This is a genomic window from Pseudoalteromonas sp. NEC-BIFX-2020_002 (assembly GCF_013002825.1).
GTDB lineage: Bacteria > Pseudomonadota > Gammaproteobacteria > Enterobacterales > Alteromonadaceae > Pseudoalteromonas > Pseudoalteromonas neustonica.
Genome location: NZ_JABEPJ010000032.1, coordinates 1 through 15,662 on the forward strand (window position 1 = coordinate 1; position 15,662 = coordinate 15,662).

The 15,662-nt window shown below is 39.8% G+C and carries 19 protein-coding genes; 3 read left to right on the top strand and 16 right to left on the bottom strand.

What is annotated here, in order from left to right; all coding sequences use genetic code 11:
* Positions 1 to 447: 447 nt before the first annotated feature.
* The gene (locus tag HJP15_RS21000; RefSeq protein ID WP_054206854.1) at positions 448 to 927 is read left to right on the top strand and encodes an RNA recognition motif domain-containing protein; all 480 of its coding nucleotides are present in this window, start codon (positions 448 to 450) and stop codon (positions 925 to 927) included.
* Here HJP15_RS21000 and murI read toward each other — a convergent pair.
* Both murI and HJP15_RS21010 read right to left on the bottom strand, forming a co-directional pair.
* Positions 890 to 1,699, bottom strand: a complete 810-nt coding sequence (gene murI / locus HJP15_RS21005) for a glutamate racemase (protein ID WP_170174572.1) — start codon at positions 1,697 to 1,699, stop codon at positions 890 to 892. The two genes, HJP15_RS21000 and murI, sit on opposite strands and share 38 nt — an antisense overlap.
* A gap of 63 nt (positions 1,700 to 1,762) precedes the next feature.
* Positions 1,763 to 2,884, bottom strand: a complete 1,122-nt coding sequence (locus HJP15_RS21010) for a DUF5610 domain-containing protein (protein WP_054206852.1) — start codon at positions 2,882 to 2,884, stop codon at positions 1,763 to 1,765.
* Positions 2,885 to 3,047: 163 nt separating this feature from the next.
* On the opposite strand from HJP15_RS21010, the gene trmA reads away from it, so the two are divergent.
* Positions 3,048 to 4,151 carry a tRNA (uridine(54)-C5)-methyltransferase TrmA gene (gene trmA, locus HJP15_RS21015; RefSeq protein ID WP_054206851.1) on the top strand — a complete coding sequence of 368 codons (1,104 nt, stop codon included), beginning with the start codon at positions 3,048 to 3,050 and terminating at the stop codon, positions 4,149 to 4,151.
* Positions 4,152 to 4,159: 8 nt separating this feature from the next.
* Here the strand turns inward: trmA and HJP15_RS21020 are convergent, their stop codons facing one another.
* From HJP15_RS21020 to ccoG, 5 genes are all read right to left on the bottom strand, one after another.
* Complete coding sequence (locus HJP15_RS21020) at positions 4,160 to 4,618, bottom strand: 2-thiouracil desulfurase family protein (RefSeq protein ID WP_054206850.1); 459 nt, start codon at positions 4,616 to 4,618, stop codon at positions 4,160 to 4,162.
* A gap of 78 nt (positions 4,619 to 4,696) precedes the next feature.
* Positions 4,697 to 5,335 (bottom strand): thiol:disulfide interchange protein DsbA/DsbL, encoded by a 639-nt coding sequence (locus tag HJP15_RS21025; RefSeq protein WP_054206849.1) that lies wholly within the window; start codon positions 5,333 to 5,335, stop codon positions 4,697 to 4,699.
* A 20-nt stretch (positions 5,336 to 5,355) separates the two neighbouring features.
* The gene (locus HJP15_RS21030) at positions 5,356 to 5,979 is read right to left on the bottom strand and encodes a thiol:disulfide interchange protein DsbA/DsbL (RefSeq protein ID WP_054206848.1); all 624 of its coding nucleotides are present in this window, start codon (positions 5,977 to 5,979) and stop codon (positions 5,356 to 5,358) included.
* Positions 5,980 to 6,013: 34 nt separating this feature from the next.
* Positions 6,014 to 6,988 (bottom strand): serine/threonine protein kinase, encoded by a 975-nt coding sequence (locus HJP15_RS21035; RefSeq protein ID WP_054206847.1) that lies wholly within the window; start codon positions 6,986 to 6,988, stop codon positions 6,014 to 6,016.
* 62 nt (positions 6,989 to 7,050) lie between these two features.
* A complete protein-coding gene (gene ccoG, locus HJP15_RS21040) occupies positions 7,051 to 8,481 on the bottom strand; it encodes a cytochrome c oxidase accessory protein CcoG (protein WP_054206846.1) in 1,431 nt (476 codons plus the stop codon).
* Positions 8,482 to 8,772: 291 nt separating this feature from the next.
* Here ccoG and HJP15_RS21045 point away from each other — a divergent pair, with 291 nt between their 5' ends.
* Positions 8,773 to 9,132: a hypothetical protein gene (locus HJP15_RS21045; RefSeq protein WP_054206845.1), complete on the top strand. Its 360-nt coding sequence runs from the start codon at positions 8,773 to 8,775 to the stop codon at positions 9,130 to 9,132.
* A 390-nt stretch (positions 9,133 to 9,522) separates the two neighbouring features.
* Here HJP15_RS21045 and HJP15_RS21050 read toward each other — a convergent pair whose 3' ends face one another.
* Genes HJP15_RS21050 through gspG form a run of 9 tightly spaced genes read right to left on the bottom strand, consistent with a single transcriptional unit; the run spans position 9,523 to position 15,649 of the window.
* Positions 9,523 to 10,143 carry a UPF0149 family protein gene (locus HJP15_RS21050; protein WP_169328465.1) on the bottom strand — a complete coding sequence of 207 codons (621 nt, stop codon included), beginning with the start codon at positions 10,141 to 10,143 and terminating at the stop codon, positions 9,523 to 9,525.
* A gap of 18 nt (positions 10,144 to 10,161) precedes the next feature.
* Complete coding sequence (locus tag HJP15_RS21055; protein ID WP_054206842.1) at positions 10,162 to 10,920, bottom strand: type II secretion system protein N; 759 nt, start codon at positions 10,918 to 10,920, stop codon at positions 10,162 to 10,164.
* Between the two features lie 2 nt (positions 10,921 to 10,922).
* Positions 10,923 to 11,396: a type II secretion system protein M gene (locus tag HJP15_RS21060; protein WP_170174573.1), complete on the bottom strand. Its 474-nt coding sequence runs from the start codon at positions 11,394 to 11,396 to the stop codon at positions 10,923 to 10,925.
* Positions 11,393 to 12,601, bottom strand: coding sequence for a type II secretion system protein GspL (gspL, locus tag HJP15_RS21065; RefSeq protein WP_170174574.1), 1,209 nt, complete (start codon positions 12,599 to 12,601; stop codon positions 11,393 to 11,395). Before gspL ends, HJP15_RS21060 begins: the two co-directional genes overlap by 4 nt.
* On the bottom strand, positions 12,598 to 13,590 hold the full coding sequence (gspK, locus tag HJP15_RS21070) for a type II secretion system minor pseudopilin GspK (RefSeq protein WP_405630569.1): 993 nt from the start codon (positions 13,588 to 13,590) through the stop codon (positions 12,598 to 12,600). Before gspK ends, gspL begins: the two co-directional genes overlap by 4 nt.
* A complete protein-coding gene (gene gspJ, locus HJP15_RS21075; RefSeq protein ID WP_054206838.1) occupies positions 13,580 to 14,200 on the bottom strand; it encodes a type II secretion system minor pseudopilin GspJ in 621 nt (206 codons plus the stop codon). Before gspJ ends, gspK begins: the two co-directional genes overlap by 11 nt.
* Complete coding sequence (gene gspI, locus HJP15_RS21080; RefSeq protein ID WP_054206837.1) at positions 14,201 to 14,575, bottom strand: type II secretion system minor pseudopilin GspI; 375 nt, start codon at positions 14,573 to 14,575, stop codon at positions 14,201 to 14,203. It abuts the gene before it with no gap.
* Entirely contained in the window at positions 14,575 to 15,180 is a 606-nt protein-coding gene (locus HJP15_RS21085; RefSeq protein ID WP_054206836.1) for a prepilin-type N-terminal cleavage/methylation domain-containing protein, read from the bottom strand. Before HJP15_RS21085 ends, gspI begins: the two co-directional genes overlap by 1 nt.
* Positions 15,181 to 15,226: 46 nt before the next feature.
* A complete protein-coding gene (gene gspG, locus HJP15_RS21090) occupies positions 15,227 to 15,649 on the bottom strand; it encodes a type II secretion system major pseudopilin GspG (protein WP_054206835.1) in 423 nt (140 codons plus the stop codon).
* Between the last annotated feature and the right edge of the window lie 13 nt (positions 15,650 to 15,662).

A 15,662-nucleotide genomic window follows, 5' to 3' on the forward strand; every position in this document is an offset into this window, starting at 1 on the left:
ACGAGTGCCCACACAGATGATTGCTTTATATTGTTAAAGAACGTTTTGATTCGCTTTAGCGACTCAAGGGATGCGAATAATACACCCTTTATTTTTCGAGTCAATACTTTGTTTTAAATTTTCTTTTTGAATATTTAAAACCGAAGTTTTATTTAACTCTCTGATAAGTCCGCGCCTCGCTATGCGTTGGCGTTTCCCGTCTCAGTGGGGTCGCATTATAGGGAGATCCAAAAACAGATCAACACTTTTTTTCGATATTTTGACTGTTCGCTCAAAAAGCGTGCTAATCGGCTTAAAATGATAATTCACGCCTACTACAGAGCTGTTTTTTTAAGCTAAATTAGATAATTTCACATAAATACCATTGCTATGTTCATTTATCGCGTTAAGATAGCAAGTTCGCAATGTTAAATTAATGTTTATTTCCTGTTTATTGGTAGATCAAAAATGAAATTACCCGATCAAAAATCTCTTATCTCTTCAGTTATCCTTGCTGTTATTGGTTTCGTTATAGTTAATTTTGCGCTTTCAAGCCTACAATTAAGTCCTGCACTGTTATTTGGTGCTGGTTTACTAATTGGTGGTGTTGTTATTGCTGCAATGTCGTCTGACGATTTAGAAGAAGCCGAAGTAAAGACAAAAACACTTTATGTAGGCAATCTTCCTTATCGTGCAAATGAAGGTGTTGTTCGTGCTTTATTTGAAGAGCAAGGTAAAGTGTTTAATGTTCGTTTATTAAAGGATAAAAATACTGGCAAGCGCCGCGGCTTTGGTTTTGTTGAAATGGCAGAGTCAGATGCTGATAATGCAATTGCTAAGTTAAACGATAGCGAGTTCCAACAACGTACGTTGAAAGTTCGTGAAGCAAAACAAAAACAAGATGACGAGCCTAACTCTTTTCGTTCTGAATCGGATCAGTCAGTGTAACTAGCTCCACCGGTTGCTCATCAATGACAATAGAAGCCGTTGCATAATAATGCAGCGGCTTTTTTTTGTGATCAAAAGTAACTTTGCTGTTTAAGGAATAGTTTTTCTCTATAAGCACAGTTTCTACCCGCTTTGCTATCGCCGCTCCCGAATCTAATAATTTAATGCTGCCTTGATAAAATGCATGAATCGCCGACGCTAAAATGGGAAAATGCGTACACCCTAATACCAAAACATCAATACTTTGATTAATTGATAACTCTCTAAGCTCGGCGTTTAACTTGTCTGTGTCGACCACTCCATTTAAGTAGGTATATTCAGCAATAGCGACTAACGCGACACTACTATATAAACTAACAGTGATAGATGAAGCATGGTCTTCGATTAATTGCTGTGTATATGGGCTGCTTATCGTTGCTGGTGTTGCGAGTAGGCCTATGTGATGACTGTTCGTGATACTTGCGGCAGGTTTAATGGCAGGCACTACGCCTACTATAGGAATGTGTGTTAATGATCGAATAGCACTCAATGCTGAAGTGGATGCCGTATTGCATGCTATAACTAACACATCAACGCTAAGTGAGTTCACTTCGATAAAGTGCAGTAAACCTCTGAGGCGTTCAATAATTTTTTGCTGGTTCAATTTACCATAGGGTAAAAATGCATTATCCATAAAATAGCTAATGCGTGCATATGGGAGCTGCTTCTGAATATGCTCAAGAACGGTTGTCCCCCCTATTCCAGAATCAAATACCATTATATGTGCTGACAAACGACTCGCTCCAAACTAAACCTAAGCTGACCAGTTTGCCATGCACATCTTCTAAAATAAAGCTTAAGCTTCACCCTCTAGTGTTGCTGAGCGTAACTTGTTCATTTGTTCAAACATGGCCTTGGTATAATCAACTAGCTTGCCGACTTCTTCCTGATCTTGATTTAACCATTGCAAAATACCTGACAGCTCATTTTGCAATGCAAGATCACCTGCTTTATTAAATGCATCTTTTAAATCACTGTTAAATGGCGCGACCTTCTCGGTAATTGCTTTTTCTGGCGCAGGCTTATTTTCTTCATAGCCTTTTATTGCCGCGAACGTTTTGGTTTGCTTTAAATCCATTGAAAATGCCACCAGCTGTTCATTACCTAGATTTAGCTCTTTAGCTTGTTCAAATGCATCTTCCATGTCACCACCGAAGAATTTTTTACTGACACTCTGTAGGTCTTCCATAAGGGCGTTAATGGCTTCTTGCTCATCTTCATTTAAATCGCCATTGACTGACATGCTAAATGATAGCTCTCGTGATTGCGATGATTCACTCGCATAGCCTTCATTTTGACCATTACGCTGATAACTACTTGCTGATTGCTGTTTGAATGCATCGGCAAAACTAATACTCACTTCATCACCTTCTGCGGTCGTGAAGTTATATTGCGCGTTATTACTTAAACTTAAATATTGCGCCTGCGTAACACTTACTGAATCTGGCTTGGGATTAAATAAGTCATCTTCAAATTCATCGAGGCCATTAAAAATGCCCTCTTTTGACTTTTCTATACCTTCTTCAATTTCATCATTTAAGATGCCGGTATCTTTTAGTTCTTCAAACGCGCCATCGATACCTATTTGCACACCTTTACGTGCGTCATCAAGCATACCTTTTAATTTCTCATTGTCTGCGCCATCGACCTGTGCCTTTTTAACTGCGCCAGTAACAAAGCTAAGCACATTTTTGACAATTTCATCAAAATCAAACAGTGGCTTGTCTTTTTTCTCTTCAGCGATCGGCAAACCTAAGGCTTCAGCCATTTTATCTCCCAATACTTTTGCAGCTAATTCTTTACCACGTTGCTGATAGCTATCTTGGGGGGATTGTATTGTAGGCTGCTGCAATGCGCCTTTATTGCTGTATTTATTGACATTATTATTTGGAACAAAGCCAAAGTTACCAATTTTCATGATCCGACTCCTATTTCTGCTTACTTCATTATCGGCCTAAAAACGAATAACTAAAGCGATACGTACAAAAAAACAGCATTTACTATTACTCAAAACTAGACAAATACTCTCTGCCCCCTACAATAGCGCCGATAAACAGCATAATGAGATAAGGTATTAGGTAATGGCGGTTATAAAGATAGATACAACTGAATACGATGCACAATTAACAGAAAAAGAGCAACGTATCATTGCGCAATTCCAACGCTTTGGTGTTGAACAACTAGACGTATTTGCCTCTGAACCAATTCATTACCGTCAACGAGCTGAATTTAGAGTTTGGCATGATGGCGACGATCTGTTTCACATCATGTTTGACCAAGCAACAAAAGAAAAAATTAGGGTCGATGAGTTTGACCCTGCTGCGCCATTAATTGGTGAAGTAATGAAAGCGATGATTGATAATCTTAAAGACTGTGAAATCCTGCGCCGCAAACTGTTTCAGATTGACTACTTATCGACTCTCAGTGGTGAAATTTTAGTAAGTTTACTTTACCACAAGCCACTTGATGAAGAGTGGATGGCTGAAATAAAAGCCTTAAAAGAAAAGCTAAGCCATTCATTTAAAATTGACTTTATTGGTCGCGCGCGTAAACAAAAAGAAGTACTAGGCACTGACTATGTAACCGAGCACTTAACGGTTAATGGCCAAGCGCTTATTTATCAGCAGGTAGAAAATAGCTTCACTCAACCCAATGCACAAGTGAACATCAAAATGCTGGAGTGGGCACAAGATTTATGTAAACCTCTTAAGAATGATTTACTTGAGCTTTATTGCGGCAATGGTAATTTTTCAATTGCGCTAGCTGGCTCATTTAACCGTGTATTGGCAACAGAAATATCTAAGTCATCGGTGCATTCGGCGCAATATAATATTGCTAAAAATAATGTAACCAATTTAGATATTATTCGTATGTCGAGTGAAGAGTTTACGCAAGCAATGAACGGCGAGCGTACATTCTCTAGGTTAGAAGGGATTGATTTAACCAGCTACGATTGTCAAACTATTTTAGTAGATCCACCACGCGCAGGCATGGATACATTAACATGTGATTTAGTCGCCAATTACGAGAGCATTATTTATATTTCGTGTAACCCTGAGACACTAGAACGCGATTTAGACCACTTAACCCGTACGCATGACGTCAAACGTTTCGCTATTTTTGATCAGTTCCCATACACCCATCATATTGAGTCGGGCGTGTTTTTACAAAAAAAGGCGCTTTGATAAAATAGCTATACTTCCTGTGCCAGTGCTTTTAACAGCGCTGGTATTTGCATTTCGCTAAATACCTTTATATCATTTTGCTCTAATAATGCCGCAGTTAAACCCATACCTATGATTTTTATACCGCTATGCGTGCCGTCGTAGATATTATTTCGCCCACATGACGGGCTCGACTCTTTTAGTAATGCAAACCGAATGTGGTTTAGCTTACAAAAGCGTAACGCTCTTTGAGCACCAAGCTCAAACTCAGCAGTCATATCTTCACCGCTTTTGGTTATTACTTTTTGTGACTTTAACTCTGCAGGGGCTCGTGGAATTGGTAAGCCACCAGCAACTTCCGGACAAAAAGAAACGATTCTTTTTTGCTGCTGCCAAGTGGCTAATTGGGGGTGTTTTAATGCCTGGCCTTTACCGTCATAACGTACGGGGGCGCCCAACAAACAACTCGATACGAAAATCTTTTCCATCATGCATCTCTATAAACAAAAAAGCCCCGCATCCGGGGCTTTCATCATAATTTTGTATTTAGCTATTTAGCTATTTAGCTATTTAGCAGCTAAATAGTTAATCAGTTTACTAATGTCATCAGGTTCTGTAATACCTGTTTCACGACCTAAGTTAAGCTTATACTTACCATTGACGATAAAGGTTGGTACGCCACGTAGTGCGCCCTTTTCTTTATAGTAATTTTGATCGCGTTTCATCTTCGAGCTCATAGTACGCACTGAAAAGCTCTTATAAACTTTATCAAACTTGTCGCCATCAACACCTTGGGCAACAAATACATCTTTTATATCTGCTAATTCGTTAAACTTTGCGCGCTTGGCGTGAATATGGTTAAACATAGCGGCAATCAATGCATCCTTTTGTGGTAGCACTTCAGCTGTTGCTAGAGCCTGAGAGATCATTTGCTGATTTTCTGGGTCTCGCACACCGACAAAATCCACATGGCTTTTTTTGAACTCAACGCCTGTATTTAATTTTGGTTTAACTTCAGCCAGTAGCGCTTCATAGTTATTACACGCTGGGCAATAAAATGAAAAGAACTCTTTTACTTCAGGTTTTTTGCTCGCACGCTCAGAGACAATCTCATAATGCACGCCTTCTTCGTAAGTCGTTGGCGCCGCATTTGCCGCCAAAGGTAGCAATAAGGCAAGTAATCCTGCTTTAACTAATTTAATCATAATCAATTAACTCCAAAAAATTATTGTTCTAATAAAAATTCTACTAACTCATTAAGCTGCTCTTGGCTCTTAATGGTATTGATATTTATTTTATATTTATCGTTTACGATGAATGTTGGTACGCCGGTCAAAGCGCCCATTTCAGAATATTTATTTTGCTTATCTTGCATAGCACGCTCAGCTGAAATAACTGGCATGCTGGCAATATCGCTATTAAATGTATCATTATCAATACCATTCACTTCAAGTAACTTTTTAACATCTTTAATGTTATCAAGCGGTGCGCGTTGAACATGAATACTGTTGAAGATTTGATCCGCAATTTTCTCACCTTTATTATGCTGTTTAGCAATGATATAAGCGTAGCTTAAGTTACTTTGCACTTGTGGTGTTAAACCACCAAGAAAATTTACATGGTTTTTAATAAACTCAGCACCTTCAGGCAAGCTTTTTTCGATCGCTTTAGCGACGGGCTCAAACTTAAAGCAATGTCCGCAATAGAATGAGAAAAACTCGGTTACTTGGGGCGTTTTGCTTTTTTCAATATTCAATACATCATATTGATCACCCGCTTTAAAGTCTGCGGCCATAGCTGCAAAGGGTAAACATAAAAGTAGAAGACTCAGTTTTAATTTTTTAAGCATTGGACTCTCGATTCACTTTTTTAAAATAATTTATTTATGGCAGTAATTTTAGCGCTGGTTCTTGTAGTGCAGAATACTGCTCTTTTAATGCTAAAATTTGTTGCTCCCAGTATTTGTCATCCGCAAACCACGAAAAGTTCCGTGGAAATGCAGGATCATCCCAGCGTTTAGCTAACCATCCCATGTAATGGATCATACGCATAGCACGTAATGGTTCAATCAATTTAAGCTGAGAGTGGTCAAAATCACAAAACTCTTCATAGGCCGCCACCAAGGTATCTAACTGTAACAGTTGGTTGTTTCGATCGCCACTTAGCATCATCCATAAGTCCTGAATAGCAGGACCTTGGCGACTATCATCTAAATCTACAAACATGAGCGCATCACCCGCCCACAAAATATTACCTGCGTGGCAGTCTCCATGCAGGCGTATTGTGCTGACTTGTTGATAGAGTGATTTGGTCTTATCGATCACCATATCCAAAATGGTATAAAACGCTGTAGTTAGGCTACTTGGCACTAGGTTACTGTTTTGAAGCTGAATTTTAGCTGTATCTAAATACTCATCACAGCTAATTGTAGGCCGGTGACTAAATTCACTGACTTTTGCTGATTGATGCATTCGGCCTATCAAACGCCCAAGTACATCAAGCTGATCTAAATTATCAACTTCAAATATACGTCCACCAACACTTGGAAACAGCGTAAACAAGTAGCCGTCATGTTCAAATAAACTCTCACCATTACGACTAATCGGCGCAACAACTGGCACCTCGGCATCAGCTAACTCCGCTGCAAATAAGTGCTCTTCTAGTATTTGTGCCTTGCTCCAGCGCTCAGGTCGGTAAAATTTAACAACATAGCGATTGCCATCTTCAGCTTTAAATTGATAAACACGGTTTTCATAACTATTTAATGCTAATAAGCCAGACTCGGCATAAATGCCGATACTTTCAACGGCATCTAAAATTGAATCTGGGGTTAAGTCTACAAAGCTAAATTTACTCATAATTCTCATCAATATAAAAAAGCGGGAAAATCCCGCTTTTTATTAAGTGATAGTGTACTTAACTATCGTGCTTTAAAGAAGTTGCTCGGCTGCGAAATTTGTGAACTCGGCTCATCCACTGGCGATAAGATAAAATTAAACTCGGTCATAGGCTTTTTCAAATCATATGGGTCCATTACTAGTGATAATGGTACATTATGTGATTCACCGGCCTGCACAGTGAAAGTTTGCTTGCCTATATATTTAAAGTTTTCCAACCCTTCAACTTTAATATTAAAGCTTTGCTCGTATTGCGCTTTATTAATTACTTTAAGGGTGTATGTATTCTCAACTAAACCATCAAAATCGACTCGATAAAGCTGATTTCTATCCCTTATGATATCTAAGTCCATCGGTTTACGCATGACTATATTTGCAACCAACGCAGTGCTTAATATAACTAGAATCACAATGTAACCAATAATTTTAGGTCGCAATGGGTTTGTTTTGTTATCCGGCGTTTCTAAGTTACGCTCCGTCGTGTATGAAATAAGCCCGCGTGGGTAACTCATTTTATCCATCACACCATCACATGCATCAATACACGCACCACAGTTTATACATTCTGCCTGCAAGCCATTTCGAATATCGATACCGGTCGGACATACTTGAACACACAAGTTACAGTCAATACAGTCACCGAGGTTTAGATTTTTAGGATCGTCTTTACGGCTACGAGGACCACGATTCTCGCCGCGAGTTTCGTCATAACTAACGGTGAAGGTGTCTTTATCAAACATTGCTGATTGAAAGCGTGAGTAGGGGCAAATATGTAAACACATAATTTCACGCATCCATCCCGCATTTGCGTATGTACACGCTGCAAATACTAAAATACTCACAAGCGCATAACCACCCACATTAAAGGTGATAAAATCAGGAAGTAGCTCTCGGATAGGTGTGAAATAACCAACAAATGTCAGTGCAGTGTAAAGCGAAAATGCAATCCAACTCGTATGTTTAGCTGTTTTTCGCCACAGCTTATCGAAATCCATCGGCCGCTGATCAAGCTTTTTGCGCTTATTGGCAGTCCCCTCTAATTTCTCTTCAAACCAAATAAAGATGAAGGTCCACACTGTTTGGGGGCATGTATAGCCACACCACACTCTGCCATAGAAGGTAGTCACTAAAAATAATGCAAATGCGGCAAGCATTAAAATAAAAGCAAGAATAGTAAAGTCTTGCGGCCATAACGTTAGGCTAAATATATTGTACTTTTGACCCATCAAATCAAATAGCACGGCTTGTTGGTCATTAAAGTTTATCCATGGCAACGCCATAAACGCTAACATGCCAAGAAAACCGATACGCTGCCTTAGCAGTTGGTGTAAACCAGTTACTGCACGCACATAAATGCGGTTTCGGGGGTTAAATCTATCTTGTGGGGCATTAAGATCTGGTTTCTCGATCTTCACCTCAGAAGGTATGTTCTTTACTTTTATTTGCTTTTCCATCGAAGTTCCTCAACGCCGCTTGGAGAATGAAAGTTGAACAATCATATGGCTTTATTCAATAAATAAAATATAGAAAGCTCATACTAAAAATAGTGCAGAAACTGACATAGCGCTTCGTTATGTTCAGAGATTTCTGAAAAATCTAATTGTTCATAAGCATTATACCAACTCTATTTAGAAAAACTGAAATTCAATGCTAATAATTTATTCACCTAACTTACTTGCTTTACAAAGGTGCATTTTATTACACTAGTGGTCAATTCATACCCGCTTAGATCAAAGTTTATTCATATGAAGAAATTTCTTGTACTTGTTGTTGTAATACTTGCGTTATTTACTATCGACCACCCAATGATAAAAGAACCTAGAGAAAAACTATTAGGGGAAGGTGTTGGCGTACTCAGTGATGCTGGAAATATAAACCGAGGTAGAGGTGCTAGCATGGCTAAAAGCCGAATTAGCTCTGCACTCACACTATCAGGATCTGAGCGCGAGTATCTAGAAGATACCTTAAAAACAGATGAGCAACTGCAGTTGTTCCATACGCGTTACTGTAATAGTAAAGACCTTAATTTATATTTTTATGAAGATCGTCTAGCTACAGTATGTTCTATCGTATCCGAGTCACTGATAGAAAATAGAGCTAAATAGTGGATTTCTCAGCATTAACAAAAAAAAGCAGCGCGTCGTTTAACCAGCATAAAAACTTGCTGAAAAAGCTCGCTAAAGGACAGACCGTGAAGTGCGAAAAGTGCCAAGGAGTGCTGACGTTAGATTTAAAAACTCAGCAGCATGGAAAAGGCATCGCTAAATGCCCGCAAAACTGTACTGAAATCATACTTGATCTAATATAGCAGGTATCCCCTGCTATATACCCTAGGGGGATTGACTCTTTGTTACCTACACGGATGTAGGTAAAGGCGTGAGCAGGACGTACAAGCTTTGCTCGGTTTTTACTTAGCCTGCTAGGTTACAAACCTCGCGCCGCGATTAAATAGCCCCTAGATTGAACGAATTTCAATCCACAAAGGTCAACACGCCCTAGTTCCAGCTGTCTTCCTCATCCGTATATAAGCCACTTTGTACTGCAATGATTTCTATCAGTTCAGCAAAACCTAGTGCAAAATCACCCATTAACTCATATTGCTGCTGACTCAGTTGCGCATCGCTTAACTGATTTTGTTGAGCAATTGTTGCTATCACTTCAGGCTCTAGAGCAAAAAATCCCAAACTCGCATAAGCTGTTTGCAATGCTTCTTTTAACTCAACGGAAAGTGAACCTGCTTGCATTAACTTATCAACATAAGATTGCGAGCCGTGTACAAACCCCAAGCACCACTGTTGGCATTCATGTAAATCTAGGTAGTTTTCATTATCAGCACCTATTTGCAAGCTTACAGGGAGTTTAAAACCCGTTTCGTAGACTTGCTCGCTAATTTGGTGGTACATAGCCATAAAGGAGAATAACATCTGCTCCTCTAGTTGCCCTTGTGTATCAGGTATTATCTGCTCAAGCCACTCGTGAACATCTAACGGCTCGGGCGAACATATTATCGCGAATAAATAACCTTGGCTTTGCGGCAATGTCATTGCGCCTTTTCGGCTCGCTAAAAATGCACTTAGTTGCTGACTATGTTGCAGAGTAAATTCAGGTATTTGCATAAGATAACTCAATAACACTTAAAAATTTAATGGAAAACGGCCATCGCTATCAGCACGGCCTAAAAACTTAGTCGCATCATGCACTTCTTTTGGTAGTGACGCGTCAGGTTTTATATACCCTGCGACCTTAAAGTTCATATTCGCTTTGAGTGTTGCATCGGCTGCGAGCCCTAGGCGATTATCTGGATCAACCAACACTGCAACATCACCTGATTTACAGCTTAACTGGCCGCTAAGAGGGCCAATGCTAAACCAACCAGATAAACCTTGAACATCAATATTCTGGCTAGAAATCTCACCTTGTAATGCATTGCAATACGGTTGCCCTGAAGAAAATTCATCCAATTGTACAATCACTCGTCCTTTGGCATTGATTGGCAAAGGTAACTGTAAGCGCATCATCGCTCGCTCAACAGTTAAACGCAGTGTTGTATCTGACAATGTTATAGCTTGATTAAACAAACCATAGCTAAAATCTGCACGACCGGATATATCCGTCTTTTCACGTGCATTACCAAACTTAACATTACCTTTAAGCTGTCCTGTAAATAACGCCCAACCAGAGATGTCCCATGTTAAGCTATTAATTTGCTCCCCCTGATAACGAAGTTGCATTACTCGGCCTTGCCACACAGTACCTGACACTTTGCCTATTTGTACGTCTTGAGGCACGTATTTACTCGCAAGGTTAAGCGCCACAGCAGCGGGCGTTTTTAACAAAGCAAACACGATAAAACTAATGATAAATATTACTATAAGTGTGGCTGTTTTTTTCATGCTTACTTCTCTAATACCAATCGGCTAACTCGAACATAGCCTTGCTTGTCATCGCGGCTCAAATCGAGGTTTTCGATCATCACACCTTTGTCATTTACTAACTCATCTAGCCATTGCACTAATTTATTAAATTGCACTGTGTCAATCGTTAATCTTAGTGCGTTGTCATTCGGCTGCATTTTACTAATTGTAATATCGTAACGGCCACGCGTTGCATTGACTATTTGACTTAGATTTTGGTTGTTGATGACAGCACGTGAACTTCCAGCTTTCAATTTAACAATACTGGTATCAACCCAAGCCAATAACTCTTGCTGTTTAAGCTGATTTTTCTGTGCTTCAGCAATGGCATTATTGAGCGGTCTAAAAATCCCCATAACAAGTACAAAAATAACAAAAATAACACCCGCAATCATTACTAACTGTTGTTCTTGCTCTTTTAAAGAACGCCAATGTTTTAGTAACTGTTGTTTCATGCTGCACCTCGTAGTTTTATTTCACCGACTACAAAGTCGCCATCATTGTTCAATGACCCTTGATCAACTGTTAAACCACGCTGCTCAAGGATTGCTTTAACTTTACCAAATGTTTGAAAATCTTTACCCCGAGCACGCACTCTTAATTCATTACGACGTTGATCATAACGTAGCGTTTCAGGCTTAAACTCTTGAACCTGACTAAACACACTAACCAGCTCATTGGTAAGGTCTAAAAAGCCAGCACTGCTAACGCCATCAAGTTTGGCGAGCTCACCTTTAATTTGGCTTTTAATCAGATGAGGGTTCAGAGCTTTACCCGGAAAGGCTTTTTGGTAACGTTCAACAACGTGTGTTTTTGCTATGTCTATTTCGCTATTCAATTGGTGCAATTCAACACCTTTAATAACGATTGACCCCACTAAAGCAACGCTCGCTGCTATCGCAGCATTTTTCCAATATCCCCACCATAAAGACGTTTTCTTTTTAAGTTGGTACTGCCCCTGGCGAAGGTTGAATTTCACACTCGGTAATTGCTTTGCAAATAACGCTAATGGTAAATCATAAGCATCTGTCTGCGCTGTTAAATCAATTGTCTCAGGGAATTGTGACGCAGGGCTATAGTGCTCAACATGTGGATTACCTAGCGCTGCTAAATATTCTGCTAGCCAGCTTTGCTCTACTGCGCCAACTCGCCACAGGCCGTGCTTACACAACCACTGTTCACCCAGCTCAATTACACTTAAGGCATCATTTTCTGCTGTAGGTAGTAATATTGCATCGGGTAATAATTTAAATACTTCTATATCATGCTCAACAAATATAGCTAACCAAGATTCAAACCAGTCGCGATCTGTCATCGCAACATTAATTGCGTGCTTATCACCAATCATTGACGGTTCAGCTATCGCTATAAATAAATCATCAACATCACACGCAATATCCTCTTCAAGCATATAGGGTAATGCTTGTTCGAGTTTACGATTCCACTTAGTAGGTAGCTCAACGGTTTTAAGCTGTACTTGATCACAAGGCAGCAATGCCACCACTTCTCGATTTTGTGATTTTTCAGTTAACTCACTCAATTGCTCTGCATTGGGTAAGTCACCGCTGGCAATAATTTCTTGTTCTAGTGGTGAGTAAATCAACCAATTAATTTTATCTTGCTGGGTTTGACCCGTGCGGATCAAAAGTATTTCTGTCACTGTACGCCTCCAAATTTTCGCGCCAGTATCGTTACTTCACCATCTTTGGCTTGCAGTAATGTGGTCATCGAAAAACGCAGCTCAACAAATTCAGCTTGCGATTGTAATTTAAAATATTCGCTATTTATGGTGAACAACTTTTCAACGGACTTAACATTTTGAGCCCCTTGTTGATTCACTTGCTCAAAAAATTCTTCTATATTTGAAAAACCATCATCTGGGCGTGCTGCTAAAACGGCTTGCGCCCCAGATATATCCAAACCATCAATCATTGCGCTAAGCAATAAGGCATTTTCGGGGTCGAGCGTATTAACATTAATTGCCAATAACTCACTACCTGGTATAACACATACGTAAGGCAGTACTTTTTCCATTACAAGCGGGTTAAAGCCCTTAACTAAACGTAACTCTGATGTTGAGGCAAAATAACTATTCGCTGTCATATACGGAAATTGACGCGACAAGTATTCGTCTTCCTCTGCACCCGAACGATACGTAATACTATCTTCGTCTAGCCAATCAAACACACTGTCAGCCATCGCTTCTTCTGATTCATCTGATTGCAGGTCTTCAATATTTTCAAGCAATGCAAGTAGAGCCTTATGTGCAGGGTTTGTTCTACTTGTACTCCCTGCTTGTGTTGCTGCTTTTACACGCAATGCGTTTAAATTTAAACACGCTTGTAAATCAATAATTTTACCTTGAAGTGTGCCATTATCAACAGGGTATGGTACATCACCTTGTTGAGCCCAAATCTGCTTTAGTGTGGTTTTATCCGGATCGTCTTTTTTGCTTTGTAACAATGCCTTTATTGCTAACTCTTCCGCTGCATAGGCGTACCATTTTGCTTGCTGATGCCCTTGAATGTTGGTGCTTTTCTGTACCTGAATTAGCAGATTGCTACTCATTTCAACTGCCAATATTGAAGCTAAAGCAACAATAAACAACACAATTATGAGTGCGGCGCCTTGCTGGGGTTTATGGTTCAACACTGCCCCCTTGGCCATTACCTGGCACTAAAAATATGCGCCTTAATGGCTCTTCATCAATACGCGTAATAGTCACAGCAACCGCTTTAGGGAGTTCCTTTTTTTGCCATTGCTCTTGCCATTCAATTTTGTCATCTAAAAACTCAAATTTAAGATCTTCAATATTTTCGAGTATTACTTGCACACGCGGTTCAAGATTATCAAGCTGATCCACATACACCCGATGCACACGCTCTAAGTTGTCATCTATCACGCGATAACCCACTGCTTGTAGTTCTGAGCGAGGTAATAAATTTATTGGGTTTACCCAACCATCGCGTACAAAGCCTATGCCGTCATACTGGCTATTTAATGTATAACGTCCCGCTAATAGATAAAACTCTTGTATATCGCCAGATTCGTCGCGAACGGCTCGCTTTGTCATTTGGCTAAAATCTTGATCCATTAGCCTGAATGTCGTTTGCAAACCATTTAATTCTGCAATTTTTTCGTCCGACGCTTCTTTTGCTTTAGTGGTCGAATCCAGTATTTGATGAGTAGCCAAAATGACAAAGGCTAAGATGCCCAGCGCTACCATCACTTCTAATAAGGTAAATCCGCGCTGCTTCACTTAACGACCACCTTTATTTAAGTAGCTAGTAAGTTCATAGATTGAGTATTCTAGTTTTTCATCACTAAAAACATTAATAGTCACTTTTACAAAGGTTTTATCAGCTGTGGCAACCACGTCTTGTCGCCAATACCATTCAACGCCCCCCATAACCTCAGTGCCTTTAGCGCCGTTTTTTCCTTGCCATTTATTGCCTTTTGCCCGTTGTTCAACCAATACATTTTCAGCAACCCATGATGCGTAAGTTTGCTCTTCAAGGCTTGATAAATGATTAATGTGATCGCCCGTTGCCTGCATAGCAGCAATACCCGCCATAGCGCATATACTCAACGCCACCATCACTTCCAGTAAAGTAAAACCTTTATTATTAAGCATTATTCAGGTTCTCGGCGTAGGTTTACAGGAGCAGAAAACTCCCCTTCAATGAAGTACAGAGGCTCTCTTTCGTCTTTTAATTCATAAACAAGTTGAAACGCGCTAACTTCACCAGAAGATAAAATAAGGACTTGCGGGATTTTAAGTTTTTTAAGCTCTAAAAAATCATCGTCATCACCGCCGCTCATCAGCTCCTGCCAGTTAGATTGCTCTAAAAGGTTATCTTGAGCCCATGCGAGATCTTCTAGATTAAGTGTCAATTTAAGACGCTCATCAACTTTAATGGGTGCAAACAGTTTATCGCGATCGAACACAATCCACTTTTCGCCATCAAATACTAAAAATTCAAAGGTATCTTCGTCAATATGAAAACCTAATTCAACCTGATTTAATATTGCAAATTCAGATGCCATATTAATGGTGGTATGCAGCCTCAGCGCTTGCTTATCAAGCTCATCTTCAACACCGCCATCAAGGCTGTATACCACCATCTTTGTTGCAAAGGCGATGACCACCAACACAACGAGTATTTCAATTAAACTAAAGCCACGCGTTGGTGGCTTCAATTTTGTAGCGCGTGAGTTAGCTGTGGGGCTTAAGAACATGCTAAGCCCTGTACTAAAAAGAATAACGCCGCTGAATTATTATGCATTACTGTTTTTCTTCGTCCCAGTTACCGATATCATCATCAGTGCCCGCTTCGCCATCTGGTCCCATTGAAAAAATATCAATTTTACCCACTTCACCTGGACTGATTAATAGATATGGGTTACCCCATGGGTCTTCTGGTAGCTTAGAAATAAAACCACCTTCAGGAAAACGTCTTGGTGTTGGCTCTACGCTGGTTTGTGTCACTAAACCTTCTAAGCCTTGCTCTGTCGTTAAGTACGCTTTATTTTTTAATTTATAAAGACTCATTGCATCTTCAAGCTGCTGGATATCCAAATGCGCTTTATCGATTGCCGCCTCTTCTTGTTGACCCATAATATTTGGTGCCACGATTGACATGATCATGCCAATGATAACCAGTACCACCATAACTTCTAGCAATGAGAAACCTGATTGTTTATTCACGTATGTACCTCTA

What these genes read in the sequence shown, in the direction of transcription:
- HJP15_RS21060 (WP_170174573.1), bottom strand. Translation starts at nt 11,396, where the DNA reads ATGAAACAACAGTTACTAAAACATTGGCGTTCTTTAAAAGAGCAAGAA.
- HJP15_RS21000 (WP_054206854.1), top strand. Translation starts at nt 448, where the DNA reads ATGAAATTACCCGATCAAAAATCTCTTATCTCTTCAGTTATCCTTGCT.
- HJP15_RS21085 (WP_054206836.1), bottom strand. Translation starts at nt 15,180, where the DNA reads ATGTTCTTAAGCCCCACAGCTAACTCACGCGCTACAAAATTGAAGCCA.
- HJP15_RS21025 (WP_054206849.1), bottom strand. Translation starts at nt 5,335, where the DNA reads ATGATTAAATTAGTTAAAGCAGGATTACTTGCCTTATTGCTACCTTTG.
- gspI (WP_054206837.1), bottom strand. Translation starts at nt 14,575, where the DNA reads ATGCTTAATAATAAAGGTTTTACTTTACTGGAAGTGATGGTGGCGTTG.
- HJP15_RS21045 (WP_054206845.1), top strand. Translation starts at nt 8,773, where the DNA reads ATGAAGAAATTTCTTGTACTTGTTGTTGTAATACTTGCGTTATTTACT.
- HJP15_RS21030 (WP_054206848.1), bottom strand. Translation starts at nt 5,979, where the DNA reads ATGCTTAAAAAATTAAAACTGAGTCTTCTACTTTTATGTTTACCCTTT.
- ccoG (WP_054206846.1), bottom strand. Translation starts at nt 8,481, where the DNA reads ATGGAAAAGCAAATAAAAGTAAAGAACATACCTTCTGAGGTGAAGATC.
- HJP15_RS21020 (WP_054206850.1), bottom strand. Translation starts at nt 4,618, where the DNA reads ATGGAAAAGATTTTCGTATCGAGTTGTTTGTTGGGCGCCCCCGTACGT.
- HJP15_RS21050 (WP_169328465.1), bottom strand. Translation starts at nt 10,143, where the DNA reads ATGCAAATACCTGAATTTACTCTGCAACATAGTCAGCAACTAAGTGCA.
- HJP15_RS21055 (WP_054206842.1), bottom strand. Translation starts at nt 10,920, where the DNA reads ATGAAAAAAACAGCCACACTTATAGTAATATTTATCATTAGTTTTATC.
- HJP15_RS21010 (WP_054206852.1), bottom strand. Translation starts at nt 2,884, where the DNA reads ATGAAAATTGGTAACTTTGGCTTTGTTCCAAATAATAATGTCAATAAA.
- trmA (WP_054206851.1), top strand. Translation starts at nt 3,048, where the DNA reads ATGGCGGTTATAAAGATAGATACAACTGAATACGATGCACAATTAACA.
- HJP15_RS21035 (WP_054206847.1), bottom strand. Translation starts at nt 6,988, where the DNA reads ATGAGTAAATTTAGCTTTGTAGACTTAACCCCAGATTCAATTTTAGAT.